At 70.9% G+C, this 16,937-nt stretch carries 12 protein-coding genes; 7 read left to right on the top strand and 5 right to left on the bottom strand.

The window, feature by feature from the left end; translation table 11 throughout:
* Positions 1-77 precede the first annotated feature (77 nt).
* Positions 78-1,010 (top strand): hypothetical protein, encoded by a 933-nt coding sequence (locus ACIQR3_RS16510; RefSeq protein WP_403539050.1) that lies wholly within the window; start codon positions 78-80, stop codon positions 1,008-1,010.
* 61 nt (positions 1,011-1,071) lie between these two features.
* Positions 1,072-2,076, top strand: a complete 1,005-nt coding sequence (locus ACIQR3_RS16505) for an endonuclease/exonuclease/phosphatase family protein (protein WP_403539047.1) — start codon at positions 1,072-1,074, stop codon at positions 2,074-2,076.
* A gap of 109 nt (positions 2,077-2,185) precedes the next feature.
* On the opposite strand, the gene ACIQR3_RS16500 is transcribed toward ACIQR3_RS16505, so the two are convergent.
* Entirely contained in the window at positions 2,186-4,261 is a 2,076-nt protein-coding gene (locus ACIQR3_RS16500) for a PhoX family protein (protein WP_403539045.1), read from the bottom strand.
* Between the two features lie 279 nt (positions 4,262-4,540).
* Here ACIQR3_RS16500 and ACIQR3_RS16495 point away from each other — a divergent pair, with 279 nt between their 5' ends.
* From ACIQR3_RS16495 to ACIQR3_RS16485, 3 genes are all read left to right on the top strand, one after another.
* Entirely contained in the window at positions 4,541-5,947 is a 1,407-nt protein-coding gene (locus ACIQR3_RS16495) for a VWA domain-containing protein (protein WP_403539042.1), read from the top strand.
* A 10-nt stretch (positions 5,948-5,957) separates the two neighbouring features.
* Positions 5,958-7,574 (top strand): methionine--tRNA ligase, encoded by a 1,617-nt coding sequence (gene metG, locus ACIQR3_RS16490; protein ID WP_403539039.1) that lies wholly within the window; start codon positions 5,958-5,960, stop codon positions 7,572-7,574.
* A gap of 123 nt (positions 7,575-7,697) precedes the next feature.
* Positions 7,698-8,063, top strand: a complete 366-nt coding sequence (locus tag ACIQR3_RS16485) for a PH domain-containing protein (protein WP_215167799.1) — start codon at positions 7,698-7,700, stop codon at positions 8,061-8,063.
* Positions 8,064-8,139: 76 nt separating this feature from the next.
* On the opposite strand, the gene aspS is transcribed toward ACIQR3_RS16485, so the two are convergent.
* Positions 8,140-9,903 (bottom strand): aspartate--tRNA ligase, encoded by a 1,764-nt coding sequence (gene aspS, locus ACIQR3_RS16480; RefSeq protein ID WP_215167801.1) that lies wholly within the window; start codon positions 9,901-9,903, stop codon positions 8,140-8,142.
* Positions 9,904-10,110: 207 nt separating this feature from the next.
* On the opposite strand from aspS, the gene ACIQR3_RS16475 reads away from it, so the two are divergent.
* Entirely contained in the window at positions 10,111-12,252 is a 2,142-nt protein-coding gene (locus ACIQR3_RS16475) for a SpoIIE family protein phosphatase (protein ID WP_403539035.1), read from the top strand.
* On the opposite strand, the gene ACIQR3_RS16470 is transcribed toward ACIQR3_RS16475, so the two are convergent.
* The 3 genes from ACIQR3_RS16470 to ACIQR3_RS16460 all read right to left on the bottom strand — a co-directional run bounded on the left by ACIQR3_RS16470 (position 12,210) and on the right by ACIQR3_RS16460 (position 14,937).
* Positions 12,210-13,268: an AI-2E family transporter gene (locus ACIQR3_RS16470; RefSeq protein WP_403539033.1), complete on the bottom strand. Its 1,059-nt coding sequence runs from the start codon at positions 13,266-13,268 to the stop codon at positions 12,210-12,212. The genes ACIQR3_RS16475 and ACIQR3_RS16470 overlap by 43 nt on opposite strands.
* Positions 13,269-13,348: 80 nt before the next feature.
* A complete protein-coding gene (locus ACIQR3_RS16465) occupies positions 13,349-14,326 on the bottom strand; it encodes a pirin family protein (protein WP_403539029.1) in 978 nt (325 codons plus the stop codon).
* 146 nt (positions 14,327-14,472) lie between these two features.
* Entirely contained in the window at positions 14,473-14,937 is a 465-nt protein-coding gene (locus ACIQR3_RS16460) for an SseB family protein (protein ID WP_215167805.1), read from the bottom strand.
* A 163-nt stretch (positions 14,938-15,100) separates the two neighbouring features.
* Between ACIQR3_RS16460 and ACIQR3_RS16455 the strand changes: the two genes are divergently transcribed.
* Positions 15,101-16,927, top strand: a complete 1,827-nt coding sequence (locus ACIQR3_RS16455; RefSeq protein ID WP_403539026.1) for an acyl-CoA dehydrogenase — start codon at positions 15,101-15,103, stop codon at positions 16,925-16,927.
* Positions 16,928-16,937 lie beyond the last annotated feature (10 nt).

Genomic DNA, 16,937 nt, shown 5'->3' with positions numbered 1-16,937 from the left:
CCCGTCCGGTCCACCGCATGCCCCCACATGCAGTCGGGCCGCTCGCCCGCCACCCCCCGGCCGTCTTGCCTGGACCCGTGGCCCCACGTCTGCGTCTCCGCCCCCGCTCCCGCCTCCGGCACGCCCTGTCGGCCGTCCTGATCGCCCTCGCCTGCCTCCTCACCCCCTGCGGCACCCTCGCCGCCTGGGCGGCCTACGCCCTCTACGACACCGGCCGCTACGTCGACGCCATGGCGCCCCTCGCCGCCGACCCCCGCGTCCGGGACGCCGTCGCGGACACCGTCCGGGACGGCGTGTTCAGCCACATCGATCCCGGACCCGCCCCCGGCGCCACCCGCCTCTTCGTGCACGACGCCGCCCGCTCCTTCACCCGCACCGAGGCGTTCCGGGCCGGCTGGGACGCCGCCAACCGGACCGTCCACGACGCCGTGATCCGCGCCCTGCGCCGGCCGCCCCGCGCCGACGACCACCGCCCCGTCACCGTCGACCTGGCCCCCGTCACCGCCCGCGTCAGACACCAGCTCGCCCGGGACCACGTACCGTTCGCGCACCGCATCCCCGTACAGCCCACCCCGGTCACCGTCCTCGGCGCCGCCGAGGCGGACCGGCTGCGCCGGGGCTACCACGCGCTGGACGTCGCCGCCGTCTGGCTCCCCCTCGCCGCCGTCGCCTGCGCCGTCACCGGCATCGCGGTCGCCGCCCGGCGCCGCCGCGCCGTCGCCGCCGCCGGCCTCGGCACGGCCCTGGGCGGCGCGCTGCTCGCCCTGGCCGTCGCCGTCGGCCGCCGCCTCACCCTGGCCGAGCTGCCGGGCACGGTGCACGGCCCGGCCGCCGGGGCCGTCTACGACGCCCTGACGGCCACCCTGCGCACCGCCGCCTGGCTCCTCGTCGCCCTCGGCCTGGCCGTCGCGCTGGTCTCCTGGCTCACCGGCCGCGTCCGCCGCCGGACACCAGCTGTTCCCGCTCCCGGAACGCCAGGGGAACTTTCCGACCCCCCGTCCCGTCTTTGATGAAGGATTTGAGGGAGAAACCGAAACGGACCATCTGTTTCACCGAGCGGAAGGCCGGGACTTGAACACGGACACCAGGGCCGCCGCATGGGCGGTCCCCCGGCACGTACGCCGCAGACGGGCCGGCCGGCGGTCCGCCCTCACCTGCGCGGTCCTGCTGTTCACCGGTCTGAGCGTGGTCCTCGGCTGCCGGACCGCCGGCACCGACGGCATCACCCCGGTACCGCAGCTCCTGGCGTTCCTGCCCTGGCTGCTCATACCCCTCGGCGTCGCCCTCCTGATCGCCGTGTTCACCCACTGGTGGTTCGGCGCGCTCTGGGGAGTGCTGCTGCTCGGCCTGCTGGCCTGGTTCATGCAGCCCTACGGCAGGACCGGCGACCCCATCGGCCCGGCCTTCGCCGAACTGCGCGTACTGACCTCGAACGTCGAGTTCGGACAGGCCACCGACGCCCTCGTCACCGCCGTCCGCCGCGAGGAGCCGGACATCGTGTTCGTCCAGGAGTGCGACCAGGCCTGCGACACGACGCTCCGCCGGAAGCTGGGCAAGACCTACCCGGACCGCCGGGCCGTCGAGGGCGACGGCTCGAAGGGTTCCGTCATCCTCAGCCGCTACCCGCTCCGGGACGCCGAGGGCGTCGACGGCACGATGGGCATGCCCGCCGCCGTCGCGGAGGTCAGCGGCACCGACGTACGGCTCCAGCTCGCCCACCCCATGCCCCCGCTGCCCGGCCAGACGGACGTCTGGCGCGAGGAGCTGGACGCGCTGCACGACGCCGTCGCGAAGGACGACAAGACCCCCACCGTCCTGGCCGGCGACTTCAACGCCTCCCAGGACCACGCCGCGTTCCGGCCGCTGCTGGACACCGGCCTGCGCGACGCGGCCCGGCTGGCCGGTTCCGGACGGACCCCGAGCTGGCCGGCGCTGACGGCGCCCACCTTCGGGGTCCAGATCGACCACGTACTGGTCTCGGAGGACTTCACCTCGCGCGAGGCCCGGTTCCTCGGCCTGGCCGACACCGACCACCGGGCCCTGCTCGTCGACCTCACCCTGCACCGGGCCGGCTGACCCGGCCCGGCACGGGTGATCCTGAGGGCCCTCAGGCCCTCAGGCCCCCAGACCCTCGGAGCGGCCCCCAGTCCCTCAGGCCCCCCGGCCCTCGGAGCGGTCAGGACGCTCAGACGCCGATGTCGGACCCGTCCGCGCGCCACACCGCCACGACCGCCGGGCGCACGATCTTGCCCGCCCCGTCGGGCCAGGTGCTGGCCGGGTTCTCCACCGAGGCGCCGTCCACCTCGCCCGGGTGCTGCACGGCGACCAGCACGCGCCGGTCCTGGATGAGCGGACCGCAGGTCTCGGCGCCGGTCGGCACGGTCAGGAACTGCTTCAGCTCACCGCGCCGCTCACCGGAGGTCGCGACACCGAAGAGGCCGTCGTGGGTACCGAGCGCGTTGCCGTCGGTGGAGAGCCACAGGTTGCCGTGGTCGTCGAAGGCCACGTTGTCCGGGCAGGAGATCGGGCTGACGTTCTCCTTCGGGAAGCCCGCGAAGTACGTCGCGGAGTCCTCCGGGTCACCGGCCACCAGGAACAGCGACCAGCCGAACTTCAGGCTGTCCGCGCGGTTGCGGTGCTCGGTCAGCTCCAGGACGTGCCCGTGCTTGTTGGCGTTGCGCGGGTTGGCCTCGTCCGCCTTGGCGTAGGAGCCGACGCCCCGGTTGCTGTTGTTGGTGAGGGCGACGTACACCTTGCCGGTCTTCGGCGAGGGCTCGATGTCCTCGGGCCGGTCCATCTTGGTGGCGCCGACCTTGTCACCGGCGAGGCGGGTGAAGACGCACACCTCCTCGGCGCTCATCCCCTCCACGTGCGAGACGGCGCCGTCCTCGTCGGCGGTGACCAGCGGGATCCACACGCCGCTGCCGTCGAACTCGCCGTCGCCCGGCAGCTTGCCCGTGCCGTCGATCTCGATCGCGGGGGAGTCGCCGGTGAGCTTGGCGACGTACAGCGTCCCCTCGTCGAGCAGGGAGAGGTTGTGCTCGCGCGCGGCCCGGGAGGACCCCTTCTTCATCCGCTTGCTGCCGACGAACTTGTAGAAGTAGTCGAACCGCTCGTCGTCGCCGGTGTACACGACCGGACGCCCGTCCGAGGTCAGCCGCACGGTGGCGGCCTCGTGCTTGAACCGGCCCAGCAGGGTGTGCTTGCGGGGCGTGGAGTCCGGGTCGTACGGGTCCAGCTCGACGACGTAGCCGAAGCGGTGCACCTCGTTGGGCTCCTGGGCGACGTCGAAGCGCTTGTCGAACCGCTCCCACTTGCGCTCGGTGGCGCCGGTGCCGATGCCGTACCGCTTGTCGGTGGTGCGGCTGCTGTTGGCGAAGTACTGGTTGAAGTTCTCCTCGCCGTGCAGCGTGGTGCCCCACGGGGTGGTGCCGCCGGAGCAGTTGTTGAGGGTGCCGAGCACCTTCCTGCCCGTCCGGTCGGCGGAGGTCTTCAGCAGGTCGGAGCCGGCGGCCGGGCCGGTCAGCCGGAACTCGGTGGTGGCGGTGACGCGGCGGTTGAGCTGGTGCCGGGTGACGGGCGTGAGCTTGCCGGTCCTGCGGTCCTCCTCGACGACCACGGCGGACAGGCCGTGCGCGGCCCAGGCGATCTCGACCTGCTCGCGGGTCGGGTTCTCCGCGTCGTAGCCGCGGAACATGAGCACCTCGTCGGTGTACTCGTGGTTGGCCACGAGCAGCTGCCGGCCGCGCTCGTCCAGCGGCAGCAGTGCGAGGAAGTCGTTGTTGTACCCGAACTGACCGGCCTGGGCCTTCGCGGTTTGGTTCTCCGGGTCGAAGGCGGGGGCGCCGCGCAGGATGGGCTCGCCCCAGCGGATCACGACGTTCTGCCGGTAGCCGTCCGGCACGGTGACGGCGTCGTTCGTGTTGGGCGCCACGGGCGTGAAGCGCAGCCCGCGCGCACCCTTCGGTTTGCTCTGGCCGTGTCCCGTGCCCTTGCCCTTGCCGGCCGCCTGCGCCTCGGGAGCGGCACCGACGGTGACCGCGCCGGCGCCCGCCGCGGCGACGGTGACCACGGCGGCGGCCCGCATCATCGACCGGCGGCTGAGCGCCCCGGCGATGACGTCACCGACGTACTCGTTGTCACTGGTGTTGGGCACCTCGTGGAAGCAGGCGTCACCACACCGGAAACGACAGGTCATGGCGGAACGGCCGCCAGGGTGGGAACCGGACGGTGTTCCGATCAACGGCAGCAGCTTGCGCACTTTTGCTCTCCCCTTGGATGCCCTTGGTGTCAGCGTGACCGTAGGGGCACATATGTGCGGCAGTCGGGCGCCCGAATGAACAGGGGGTGAACTGAGGGCAAGCGTCGGGAAGTTCCTCGCCACCGGGACGCCACGCGCAGACGGGCCGGAAGCGGCCCTTGACGCGGGCCCGGTCCGTGTGCCAGACCGTGGCCGGAAGCGGAAGCGGAGGCCGCTAACCTTACGTGTCCGTCCTGGCCAGGGATTGGCGGGCTTCAACTCATGCGAAGGGTTGCGCACATGGGCATTCTCACTCTCCTGCGGAACGCGTTCGGCCGCTCACGCAAAGCGCGGTCCGCCCAACCGGAGGAGGCCACACAGGAGACGGCCCCGACGCCGGAACCGACGGAGACCGCGGCTGCCACGCCTCCTCCCAAGGAGGAGCCCGAGGCCCCGGCCCCGGCCCCGACCCGCCCCGAGCCCGCCCCGGCGGTCCCGGAGCCGCGCACGTCCACCGAGGACGACACCCCCGACGACGTACACGACGTACACGAACTGGTCACCGCCGCCTTCGACAACCTCACGGTCCCCAAGCCGTCCCCGTCCCCCGACGACACCCCCACCCCTACGGCAACGGACCCGACCCCCGCCCCGGAGCCCACCCCCGACCCGGAGCCTGCCCGCGAGCCCGAGCCCACCCCCGACCCGGAGCCTGCCCGCGAGCCCGAGCCCACCCCCGAGCCCGAGCCCCAGGCAACGACGACCCCCGAACCGGACCAGGAACCCGCCCCCGCCCCGGAACCACAACCGGAACCAGAACCGGACCCGGCCACCACCCCCACCCCCGACCCGGCCCCCACCACCCCCGCCACCACCACCCCCACCCCCGAACCCGCAGCCGCCGACGTCGAGGAACCCCCACAGGGGCCACCCGCACCCGAAGACGAAAGCCGCACGGGCGGTGCGGGTGGGAAAACAAAGCCGGCCGAAGCCGAAGGCGAGGCCAAAACCCCCGCCACCCCACCCGCACGCATCCGCTCCCGCGCCCCCCACCTCCTCCCCGCCCACAAGGCCGCCGCCGCCACCCTCCGCAAGAAGGACCTCACCGGCACCCGCGCCAAGGTCTACCTCGTCCTCGACCGCTCCGCGAGCATGCGCCCGTACTACAAGGACGGCTCCGCCCAGGCCCTCGCCGACCAGGCGCTCGCCCTCGCCGCGCACGTCGAGACCGACCCCGCCGTCCCCGTCGTCTTCTTCTCCACGGAGATCGACGGAACGACCACCCTCACCCTCACCGACCACGAGAACAAGATCGACACCACCCACGCGGAACTGGGCCGCATGGGCCGCACCAGCTACCACGCCGCCGTCGCCGAGATCCTGTCCCTCCACGACAAGTCCGCGGACCCCACCGCCCCCGCCCTGGTGATCTTCCAGACGGACGGCGCCCCCGACGCCAAGACCCCCGCCACCCAGGCCCTCACCGAGGCGGCGAAGACGCACCCCTCCCTCTTCTTCTCCTTCGTCGCCTTCGGCGACCCGGAGAACAAGGCGTTCGACTACCTCCGCAAGCTCAAGACCGGCAACACGTCGTACTTCCTCGCCGGCCAGGCCCCACGGGAGCTGACCGACAAGGAGCTGTACGAGGGCGTCCTCGCGTCCTGGCGCCCGGAAACGCGGGTGAGTGGATCTCCCCAGGCCAAGTAGGATTTCGACCATGGCGGCCACTGGAACCGAGAAGCAGGGGGCGAAGGCGTTCTACGTCTCGACCCCCATCTACTACGTCAACGACGCTCCTCACCTGGGCCACGCCTATACGACCGTCGCAGGCGACGTGCTCACCCGCTGGCACCGCCAGCGCGGTGAGAAGGTGTGGTACCTCACCGGCACGGACGAGCACGGTCAGAAGATCATGCGTACGGCGGAGGCGAACGGCGTCAGCCCGCAGCAGTGGGCGGACAAGCTCGTCACCGAGTCCTGGGAACCCCTGTGGGAACACCTCGACATCGCCAACGACGACTTCATCCGCACCACGCAGCAGCGGCACACCGACCGCGTCCAGGAGTTCGTGCAGGACCTGTACGACAAGGACGAGATCTACAAGGGCGGCTACGAGGGCCCGTACTGCGTGGGCTGCGAGGAGTACAAGCTCCCCGGCGAGCTGCTCGACGGCGAGGGCGAGTACGCGGGCCAGAAGCTGTGTCCGATCCACAAGAAGCCGGTGGAGATCCTCAGCGAGGAGAACTACTTCTTCAAGCTGAGCGCGTACGGCGAGAAGCTCCTCGCCCACTACGAGGCCAACCCGGACTTCATCCAGCCCGAGTCCGCGCGCAACGAGGTCGTGAACTTCGTCCGCCAGGGCCTCCAGGACCTCTCCATCTCGCGCTCGACCTTCGACTGGGGCATCCCGATCCCCTGGGACGAGAAGCACGTCATCTACGTGTGGATCGACGCACTGCTGAACTACGCCACGGCGGTCGGCTACAACCAGAACCAGCAGAAGTTCGAGGAGACCTTCCCCGCCGACGTGCACCTGGTCGGCAAGGACATCCTCCGCTTCCACGCGGTGATCTGGCCGGCCATGCTGATGGCCCAGGGCCTGCCCCTGCCCGGCAAGGTCGCCGCCAACGGCTGGCTGATGGTCGGCGGCGAGAAGATGTCGAAGTCGAACCTGACCGGCATCAAGCCGCAGGACCTGACCTCGCACTTCGGCGTGGACGCCTACCGCTGGTACTTCCTGCGCGCGATCGCCTTCGGCCAGGACGGCTCGTTCTCGTGGGAGGACTTCTCCGCCCGCTACACCAGCGAGCTGGCCAACGACTACGGCAACCTCGCTTCCCGCGTCGCCGCCATGGTCGGCAAGTACTTCGGCGGCTCCCTGCCCGAGGCCACGGCCGACGGCGCGGCCGAGGAGGCGATCCACGCGGGTCTCGCCAAGGCCGTCACCGAGGCCGACCGCAAGATCGGCGAGGAGCTGGACTTCCAGGGCGGCATCCTGGCCGTCTTCGACTTCGTGAAGCAGGTCAACGGCTACATCACGGAGCAGGAGCCGTGGAAGGTGGCCAAGGACACCTCGGACGAGGGCAAGGCCCGCCTGGCCACCATCCTCTACACGGCCGCCGAGTCGCTCCGCGCCGTCGCCGTCCTGCTCAACCCGGTCATGCCGGAGACCTCCCAGAAGCTCTGGGACTCCCTCGGCGCGGAGGGCTCCCTGGGCGCCCTCGCCGAGCAGCGGATCCAGGACGCCGCCGACTGGGGCCGGCTGCCGGCCGGCTCGACGGTGACCAAGGGCGCGGTCCTCTTCCCGCGTCTCGAGGAGAAGCCGAGCGCGTAACACACGTGCCACAAGCGCGGGGCCGGGGAGAGCGGAACCTTCTCCCCGGCCCCGCGCTCTGTCACGATCACCCCAGGCGGGCCGTCCGGCCGTCGCCGCAGCTCATCCGGGGGGACAGATCCCATGGCCCTGTTCGGCAACGCCCACAGCATCAACCCGACGCAGGCGGCCCAGGAGTACGCGCGCCTCCTGGGCCACGGCGAGCAGGTGCACGCCGCCTACCTGCTGATCCGCGACACCATCCTCTTCACCGACCGCCGCCTGATCCTGATCGACAAGCAGGGCATCACCGGCAAGAAGACGGAGTACCACTCCGTCCCGTACCGCAGCATCACCCACTTCTCCGTCGAGACGGCCGGCCACTTCGACCTCGACGCCGAACTGAAGATCTGGCTCTCCGGCACCCCCGCGCCCCTGCAGAAGACCTTCACCAAGGGCGTCGACATCTACGAGGTCCAGGCGATCCTCACCCAGTTCGTGGCCCGCTAGGCCCTGTCGAGCCCGCGCGAAGGCGCCCGGGACGGACCGTCCGTCCGTCCCGGGCGCCTTCGCGCGTACCGCCGCTCTACTTGGGCTGCGGCTTGCGCACCGACAGGTGCAGCTCCCTCAGCCGGGACTCGTCCAGCTCCGTCGGGGCGCCCATCATCAGGTCCTGGGCGTTGCCGTTGAGCGGGAAGGCGATGGTCTCGCGGATGTTGGGCTCGTCGGCCAGCAGCATGACGATGCGGTCGACGCCGGGGGCGATGCCGCCGTGCGGCGGGGCGCCGAAACGGAACGCGCGCAGCATGCCGGCGAACTCCCGCTCCACGGTCTCCGCGTCGTAACCGGCGATCTCGAACGCCTTCAGCATGATGTCCGGCTCGTGGTTCCGGATCGCGCCGGAGGACAGCTCCACACCGTTGCAGACGATGTCGTACTGCCAGGCGAGGATGGACAGCGGGTCCTGGGACTGGAGGGCTTCCATGCCGCCCTGCGGCATCGAGAACGGGTTGTGGGAGAAGTCGATCTTCCCCGTCTCCTCGTCCTTCTCGTACATCGGGAAGTCCACGATCCAGCAGAACCGGAAGACGTTCTCCTCGAACTGCCCGGCGCGCTTGGCGGCCTCGACCCGCACCGCGCCCATGATCTTGGAGACCTCGTCGAACTCGCCCGCGCCGAAGAACACCGCGTGCCCGGCGGCCAGCGACAGCCGCTTGGTCAGCTCCGCGACGTTCTCCTCGGTGAGGAACTTGGCGATCGGGCCGGTCAGCGAGCCGTCCTCACCGACCCGGACCCAGGCCAGGCCCTTGGCGCCCTGGGAGACGGCGTAGTCACCGAGCTGGTCGAAGAACTTGCGGGGCTGGGCCGCGACGTCCGGCACCGGCAGCGCGCGCACGTGCTTGCCGGCGAAGGCCTTGAACTCCGAGCCCTCGAAGATGTCGGTGATGTCCACCAGCTCCAGCTTGGCGCGCAGGTCCGGCTTGTCGGAGCCGTACTTGAGCATCGCCTCGCGGAACGGGATCCGCGGGAAGGGGGAGGTCACTTCCCGGCCGTTGCCGAACTCCGTGAACAGCTCCGTCATCAGCTGCTCGATCGGCTGGAAGACGTCCTCCTGCTCGACGAAGCTCATCTCGACGTCGAGCTGGTAGAACTCGCCCGGCGAGCGGTCGGCGCGGGCGTCCTCGTCGCGGAAGCAGGGCGCGATCTGGAAGTAGCGGTCGAAGCCCGAGATCATCAGCAGCTGCTTGAACTGCTGCGGGGCCTGGGGCAGCGCGTAGAAGCGGCCCGCGTGCAGGCGGGAGGGGACGACGAAGTCGCGGGCGCCCTCGGGGGAGGTGGCGGTCAGGATCGGCGTCGCCATCTCGTTGAAGCCGAGGGCCACCATCTTGCTGCGGATCGAGGAGATCACCGACGTGCGCAGCATGATGTTGCGGTGCATGCGCTCGCGGCGCAGGTCCAGGAAGCGGTACTCCAGGCGCCGCTCCTCGTTCACCCCGTCCTCGGTGTTGATGGTGAACGGCAGCGGCTGGGCGGCGCCGAGCAGCTCGACCTCACCCACCTCGACCTCGACCTCACCGGTGGGCAGGTCCGGGTTGACGTTCTCGGCACCGCGCGAGACGACCTTGCCGTCCACCCGGACGGTCGACTCCTTGGTCAGCTTGTCCAGCGCCTCGTACGCGTCCGTACCCGGACGGGCGACGAGCTGGGTGATGCCGTAGTGATCGCGCAGATCGATGAAGAGGATGCCGCCCAGGTCGCGCCGATTGTGCAGCCAGCCGCTCAGCCGGACGTCGCTGCCGACGTCAGAGGCGCGGAGCTCGCCGCAGGTGTGGGACCTGTACCGATGCATCGTCGTTCATCCAGTCTTCGCGGATCGGGGTGGGCGTTTCACGTGAAACAAGCCCAGCGTACCGGGCGGCCGGTCCCCGCTTCCTCCCCCTTGACTCCGCCGCGGCCATCGGCACCCCCTGACCACCGGCATCACGGCGACCACCGGCACCACCGGGACCACCTCGACCGGTGGCAACCTGCGATCACCTCTCCATAGAGTGGAGCAATGCGCACTGGTGAGCCCCTGCCCGCTGTGGGGGACGTCCTGGCCGCCCTCGCGACCGGCCTGTGGCACTGGGACACGGCCACCGGGCTCGTCACGGTCGACGCCGAGGCGGCACGGCTGCTCGGGCTGCCCGCCCGTCAGGTGAGTCTCCAGCAGGCCCAGGTGCGCTCCCGGCTGCACCCGGTCGACTGGAACGAGATCATCGGCGTCGTCCGGCTCGCCGCCACCGAAGGCACGGTCGCCGAGGTACGCGCCCGGATCATGGACGAACAGGGCCGGGTCGTCCGCGTGGCCCGCAGCCGCTCCAAGCCCTCCTTCGACCCCGGGAGCAAGACCTACCGGGTGGTCGGCACCCTCCAGGAGGTCACCGAACCGTCGCCGGGCACCGCCGCCGGGAGCGGCGCGGTCACCGGCGACTGGCGCCGCTCCCGCGAGGCGTTCCTGCTGGACGCGGGCCGGGCGCTGGCCGAGGCGCGGTCGACGGAGGAGGTGCTGCGGGTCGCGGCGGGGCTGTCGATGCCGGGGTTCTCGCCGGACGGAATGGCCGTCTTCGGCATCGAGGGCGACGAGCTGGCCATCATCGGCCACCGCACCCAGCCGGAGCGCCAGGACAGTCCGTTCGCCCGGATGGGGCTGGAGACCGACTACCCGGCCGCCGAGGTGGTCCGCACCGGCCGCGCCGTCTACCTCTCCTCCCCCGAGGAGTACGCCGCCCGCTACCCGCTCACCTGGCCGCTGGCCAAGTCCTTCCACCGGCAGTCCTGGGCGTTCCTGCCGCTGACCGTGGCGGGCCGCACGATGGGCGCCTGGATGGCCGCCTTCTCCTACCCGGTCACCTTCACCCCGGACGAGCGGTCGGTGCTGACCACCGTGGCCCGGATGATGGCGCAGGCCCTGTCCCGGGCCGGCGCGGACGAGATCCGGCGGGAGCTGACCGACGGGCTCCAGCGCTCGATGCTGCCCGCGGTGGGCCCGCAGATCCCGGGCGTGCGGATCACCGCCCGGTACGTCCCCACCGGCGGCGGGCTCCAGGTGGGCGGCGACTGGTACGACGTGATCCCGCTGCCCCACGACCGCCTCGCCCTGGTCATCGGTGACGTACAGGGCCATGACGTACGGGCCGCGGGGCTGATGGGCCAGTTGCGCATCGCCCTGCGCGCCTACGCCTCCGAGGGCCACCGTCCCGACGCGGTGCTCTCCCGCGCCTCGCGCTTCTTCCACGGCCTCACCCAGTCCGCCGACGACCCCGGCGACACCCGCTTCGCCACCTGTCTCTACGTCGAGGTCGACCCCGCCACCGGGACCCTGGAGACCGCCCGCGCCGGCCACCTCGACCCGGGGATGCGGATGGCGGACGGGACGGTGCTGGTCCGGGCCACGGCCGGCGGGCTGCCGCTGGGCGTCGACCCGGACAGCGACTACCCCATCACGCGGCTCGCCCTGGAGCCCGGCGAGACGCTGATGCTGATCACCGACGGTGTGCTGGAGACCGGCGGCCACGACCTGGACTCCGGCTGGCTGCGGCTGCGCGCCGTCCTGGAGGAGCACCGCACCAGCGGCCTGGAGGAGCTGGCCGACGCACTGGTCCAGGCCGTCCACGGACCGTCCTCCCACCACACCACCGGTCCGTTCGCCGACCGCCGGGAGGACGACATCGCCTTCCTGATGCTCTGCCGGTCGGGGAAGGACGACAACTGCGGCGAGGCGGCCCTCCCCCGCCCGCCGGGCCGCCGCACGATGCTCACGGTCCGGCAGGCCGAGCCGGAGCGGATCGGCACCGCGCGGCGGCATCTGCGCGACCTGCTGTACGACTGGCCCAGCGAGGACCAGAGGGACTCCGCGGTGCTGCTGCTCTCCGAGACGCTGACCAACGTCCTGGTGCACACCGACGCCGACGCGCTGATGGTCGCCGAGGTCACCGGCGATCCCGGCGGGCGCCGCATCCGGGTCGAGGTCTCCGACGCCGGCCAGGACCTGCCGCACAAGCGCAGTCCGGGCGAGATGGCGTCCTCCGGGCGGGGCCTGATGCTGATCGAGATGCTCGCCGACCAGTGGGGCGTCACCCCGCGCGGCGAGGGCAAGAGCATCTGGTTCGACCTCTACGAGGGCTCCACCGGCCCGGAGCTGTCCGTGTCCGTGTAGCGGTGCTGCACCTCCCGGACGATCCCGAACCCGGCGGCGGTCAGCGGCACCGCGAGCAGCATCCCCATGATGCCCGCCACCGAGGCCCCCGCGGTCAGCGCGAGCAGCACCACCACCGGGTGCATGTGCACGGTGCGGCTCTGGATCACCGGCTGGAGCACATGCCCTTCCAGCAGCTGCACGGCCACCACCACGCCCAGCGCCCACAGCGCGATCACGAACCCCCGGTCGGCCAGCGCCACCAGCACCGCCGCCGCGCCGGACAGGAACGCCCCGAGGTAAGGGATGTAGGCGCCGACGAACACCAGCGCGCCGAGCCCCAGCGCGCCCGGCACCCGCAGCACGAGCAGCCCCACGGTGATGCAGACCGCGTCGATCAGCGCGATGACCGTGGTGCCCCGCATGAACCCCTCGACCGCCTCGAAGGCCCGCCGCGCCATCGCCTCCGCGACATCCGCGCCGCTGTGCGGGACCAGCGCCCGTACCGTGCCGGCCGCCCGGTCGGAGTCGCGCAGGAAGAAGAAGACCAGCAGCAGCGCGAGTACGGCCATGGCGATCGTCTCCCCCACCACGCTCACACCGCTGAGCACCCCGGAGGCCGCGGTGCCGCCGAACCTGCGGAGCAGTTCCCGCCCGTTGGCGGCGAGGTCGTCCAGCGAGGTCCCGGCCGCGCCGAAGTGGTCGGCGAGGTCCCGCGCGGAGGTCCGCAGGGAGTCGACGATCTGCGCGCCGCTGTCGACGAGCGCCGCCACCACGATGTAGACGGCACCGCCGACCACGACCAGCACGGCGACACAGGTGAGCAGCGCGGCCAGCGACCGCTGCACATGGGCGGCGACCAGCCGCCGGTACAGCGGCCGCAGCAGGGCGGTGCCGAGCAGCGCGAGCAGCACGGGCGTCACGGTGGTCCGGAACTCGACGCAGATCCGGATGCCGACGTAGACGACACCGGTGGCCAGCAGAATGACGACACACCAGGAGGCGAACCGGCGCACGGGCACGGGAAGCAACAGCACACCCCCACCCGACCACGCGCGAGGTGGGCCGTCCCGTCAGGACGGCCCACCCGGGTGACGCTCCGTCAGCCGGCCCGGCGTCAGGCCTCCGGCCCCGTCTCCGACATCCCGTGCACCGCCGGAACGGTCCCCAGCCGCCCCTTCTGGAAGTCCTCGAAGGCCTGCTGCAGCTCGTCGCGGGTGTTCATCACGAACGGGCCGTAGTGGACCATGGGCTCCCGGATGGGCCGCCCGCCGAGCAGGACGACCTCCAGGTCGGGGGTGTTCCCGTCCTGCTTCTCGTCGGCCCGCACGGTGAGCGAGGAACCGGCGCCGAAGACGGCGGCCTGCCCGGTGTGCACCGGCCGGCGCTCGGCGCCCACCGAGCCGCGCCCGGCGAGGACGTACGCGAGGCCGTTGAAGTCCTCGCGCCAGGGCAGGGTCAGTTCGGCGCCCGGCGCGAGCGTCGCGTGGATCATGGTGATCGGCGTGAACGTGGAGCCGGGCCCCTGGTGGCCGTCCAGCTCGCCGGCGATGACCCGGACCAGCGCACCGCCGTCCGGGGAGGCGAGCAGGGCCACGCTGCCGCCGCGGATGTCCTGGTACTTCGGGGCCATCATCTTGTCCTTGGCCGGCAGGTTCACCCACAGCTGGAGCCCGTGGAAGAGGCCGCCGGACAGGACGAGGGACTCCGGCGGCGCCTCGATGTGCAGCAGGCCGCTGCCCGCCGTCATCCACTGGGTGTCGCCGTTGGTGATGGTGCCGCCACCGCCGTGGCTGTCCTGGTGGTCGAAGATGCCGTCGATGATGTAGGTGACGGTCTCGAAGCCGCGGTGCGGGTGCCAGGGGGTGCCCTTGGGCTCTCCGGGCGCGTACTCCACCTCGCCCATCTGGTCCATCATGATGAACGGGTCGAGGTGGCGGTAGTTGATCCCGGCGAACGCGCGGCGCACCGGGAAGCCCTCGCCCTCGAAACCGCTGGGCGCGGTCGTGACGGTGAGCACGGGGCGCGCCACCGCGTCCGCGGGCGCGGTCACGCGGGGGAGCATGAGCGGGTTCTCGACGGTCACGGCAGGCATGTCGACCTCCTTGGGCGGCGTGCGTTCCACTTTAGTTGAGCGTTGAACTTCTTGCTACCCCAGAACGGCGAGAGCCCGGAGGGCATTCCCTCCGGGCTCCACCGGCATACGCGGCCGGTCTCGGCCGTACACCTCAGCCGTACACCTCAGCCGTACATCCGCCGCATCGCAAAATCGACCATCTGTTCGACAGCCTTGGCGTCGAAGACCATCCGGTGCTCCCCCTCCATGTCGAGGACGAACCCGTACCCGGTCGGCAGCAGGTCGAGCACCTCGGCGCCGGTGATCACGAAGTACTTGGACTCCTTGCCCGCGTACCGGCGCAGTTCCTTGAGCGTGGTGAACATGGGGATCACCGGCTGCTGGGTGTTGTGCAGGGCGAGGAAGCCGGGGTTGTCGCCGCGCGGGCAGTAGACCTTCGAGGTCGCGAAGACCTGCTGGAAGTCCTCGGCGGCCAGCTGCCCGGTGGTGAAGGCCCGCACCGCGTCCGCGAGCGAGGGCGGGGACGGCTCGGGGTACAGCGGCGGCTGCTGCCCGTATCCGCCGGACATCGGCTGCTGCGGCGGGGCGTACTGCTGCTGCGGGCCCGCGGTCTGGTCGTAGCCGTACATGGCCCAAAGCCTAGCGAGTGAAGGGTCACAGATGGAGCGGTCGGGGTTGCGACTTATTACCGACGGGTAGCATCATCGTAGCTACCGGCCGGTACATGGCTGGTTTCACGTGGAACAGGAGCGAGGAGTCAGTGCCTCGCCGATCTCGCAACGGAGCTCAGTCATGGGGCACTACAAACCGAATCTCCGCGACATCGAGTTCAACCTCTTCGAAGTGCTGGGACGCGACGAGGTGTACGGCACCGGTCCGTTCGGGGAGATGGACGTCGACACCGCCAAGAGCGTCCTGGAGGAGCTGACCCGCCTCTCCGAGAACGAGCTGGCGGCCTCCTTCGAGGACGCCGACCGCAACCCGCCGGTCTTCGACCCCGAGACGAACACCGCCCCCGTCCCGGCGTCCTTCAAGAAGAGCTACCAGGCCTTCATGGACTCCGAGTACTGGCGCCTGGGCCTGCCCGAGGAGATCGGCGGCACCACCTCGCCGCGCTCCCTGATCTGGGCCTACGCGGAGCTGGTCCTCGGCGCCAACCCGGCCGTGTGGATGTACTCCTCCGGCCCGGCCTTCGCGGGCATCCTCTTCGACGAGGGCAACGAGGTCCAGAAGCAGATCGCGAAGATCGCCGTCGAGCGCCAGTGGGGCTCGACCATGGTGCTCACCGAGCCGGACGCGGGCTCCGACGTCGGCGCCGGCCGCACCAAGGCGGTCCGGCAGGAGGACGGCTCCTGGCACATCGAGGGCGTGAAGCGGTTCATCACGTCCGGCGAGCACGACATGTCGGAGAACATCCTCCACTACGTCCTCGCCCGCCCCGAGGGCGCCGGCCCCGGCACCAAGGGCCTGTCCCTCTTCCTCGTCCCGAAGTACGAGTTCGACGTCGAGACCGGCGAGCTGGGCGCGCGCAACGGCGTCTACGCCACCAACGTCGAGCACAAGATGGGCCTGAAGGCGTCCAACACCTGCGAGATGACCTTCGGCGACCGCCACCCCGCCAAGGGCTGGCTGATCGGCGACAAGCACGACGGCATCCGCCAGATGTTCCGCATCATCGAGTTCGCCCGCATGATGGTCGGTACGAAGGCCATCTCGACCCTGTCGACGGGCTACCTCAACGCGCTGGAGTACGCCAAGGAGCGCGTCCAGGGCCCCGACCTGGCCAACTTCATGGACAAAACCGCGCCCAAGGTCACCATCACCCACCACCCCGACGTCCGCCGCTCGCTGATGACGCAGAAGGCGTACGCCGAGGGCATGCGCGCCCTGGTGATGTACACCGCGGCCGTGCAGGACACCATCCAGGTCAAGGAGGCGAACGGCGAGGACGCCTCCGCCGACCACGCCCTCAACGACCTGCTGCTGCCGATCGTCAAGGGCTACGGCTCGGAGAAGGCGTACGAGCAGCTCGCCCAGTCGCTCCAGACCTTCGGCGGCTCCGGGTTCCTCCAGGAGTATCCGGTCGAGCAGTACATCCGCGACGCCAAGATCGACACCCTGTACGAGGGCACCACGGCGATCCAGGGCCAGGACTACTTCTTCCGGAAGATCGTCCGCAACCAGGGCGCCGCGCTGAACTCGCTCGCCGAGGACATCAAGAAGTTCCTCGCCCTCGGCACCGGCGGCGACGAACTGGCGGGCGCCCGTGAGCACCTCGCCAAGGCCGCCGTCGAACTGGAGGCGATCGTCGGCCAGATGCTCACCGACCTCGCCGCCACCGAGCAGGACGTCAAGAACATCTACAAGGTCGGGCTCAACACCACCCGCCTGCTGATGGCCTCCGGTGACGTGATCGTCGGCTACCTGCTGCTCAAGGGCGCCGCGGTCGCCGCCGAGAAGCTGCCGGCCGCGTCCGCGAAGGACAAGGCGTTCTACACCGGCAAGATCGCCGCCGCGAAGTTCTTCGCCGCGAACGTCCTGCCCGGCGTCACCCTGGCCCGCAAGGTCGCCCAGGGCGTCGAGCTGGACCTGATGGAGCTGGACGAGGCCGCGTTCTGACGGTACTTCG

Source organism: Streptomyces sp. NPDC090994 (genome assembly GCF_044768905.1).
GTDB lineage: Bacteria > Actinomycetota > Actinomycetes > Streptomycetales > Streptomycetaceae > Streptomyces.
The sequence above is the reverse complement of the archived record's forward strand: the minus strand, read 5'-3'. Positions and strand labels throughout refer to the sequence as shown.

Bases quoted from the DNA above. Each gene is read 5' to 3' on its own strand.
- ACIQR3_RS16495 (WP_403539042.1), top strand. From the start codon at position 4,541: ATGGGCATTCTCACTCTCCTGCGGAACGCGTTCGGCCGCTCACGCAAA.
- metG (WP_403539039.1), top strand. From the start codon at position 5,958: ATGGCGGCCACTGGAACCGAGAAGCAGGGGGCGAAGGCGTTCTACGTC.
- ACIQR3_RS16485 (WP_215167799.1), top strand. From the start codon at position 7,698: ATGGCCCTGTTCGGCAACGCCCACAGCATCAACCCGACGCAGGCGGCC.
- aspS (WP_215167801.1), bottom strand. From the start codon at position 9,903: ATGCATCGGTACAGGTCCCACACCTGCGGCGAGCTCCGCGCCTCTGAC.
- ACIQR3_RS16475 (WP_403539035.1), top strand. From the start codon at position 10,111: ATGCGCACTGGTGAGCCCCTGCCCGCTGTGGGGGACGTCCTGGCCGCC.
- ACIQR3_RS16465 (WP_403539029.1), bottom strand. From the start codon at position 14,326: ATGCCTGCCGTGACCGTCGAGAACCCGCTCATGCTCCCCCGCGTGACC.
- ACIQR3_RS16460 (WP_215167805.1), bottom strand. From the start codon at position 14,937: ATGTACGGCTACGACCAGACCGCGGGCCCGCAGCAGCAGTACGCCCCG.
- ACIQR3_RS16455 (WP_403539026.1), top strand. From the start codon at position 15,101: ATGGGGCACTACAAACCGAATCTCCGCGACATCGAGTTCAACCTCTTC.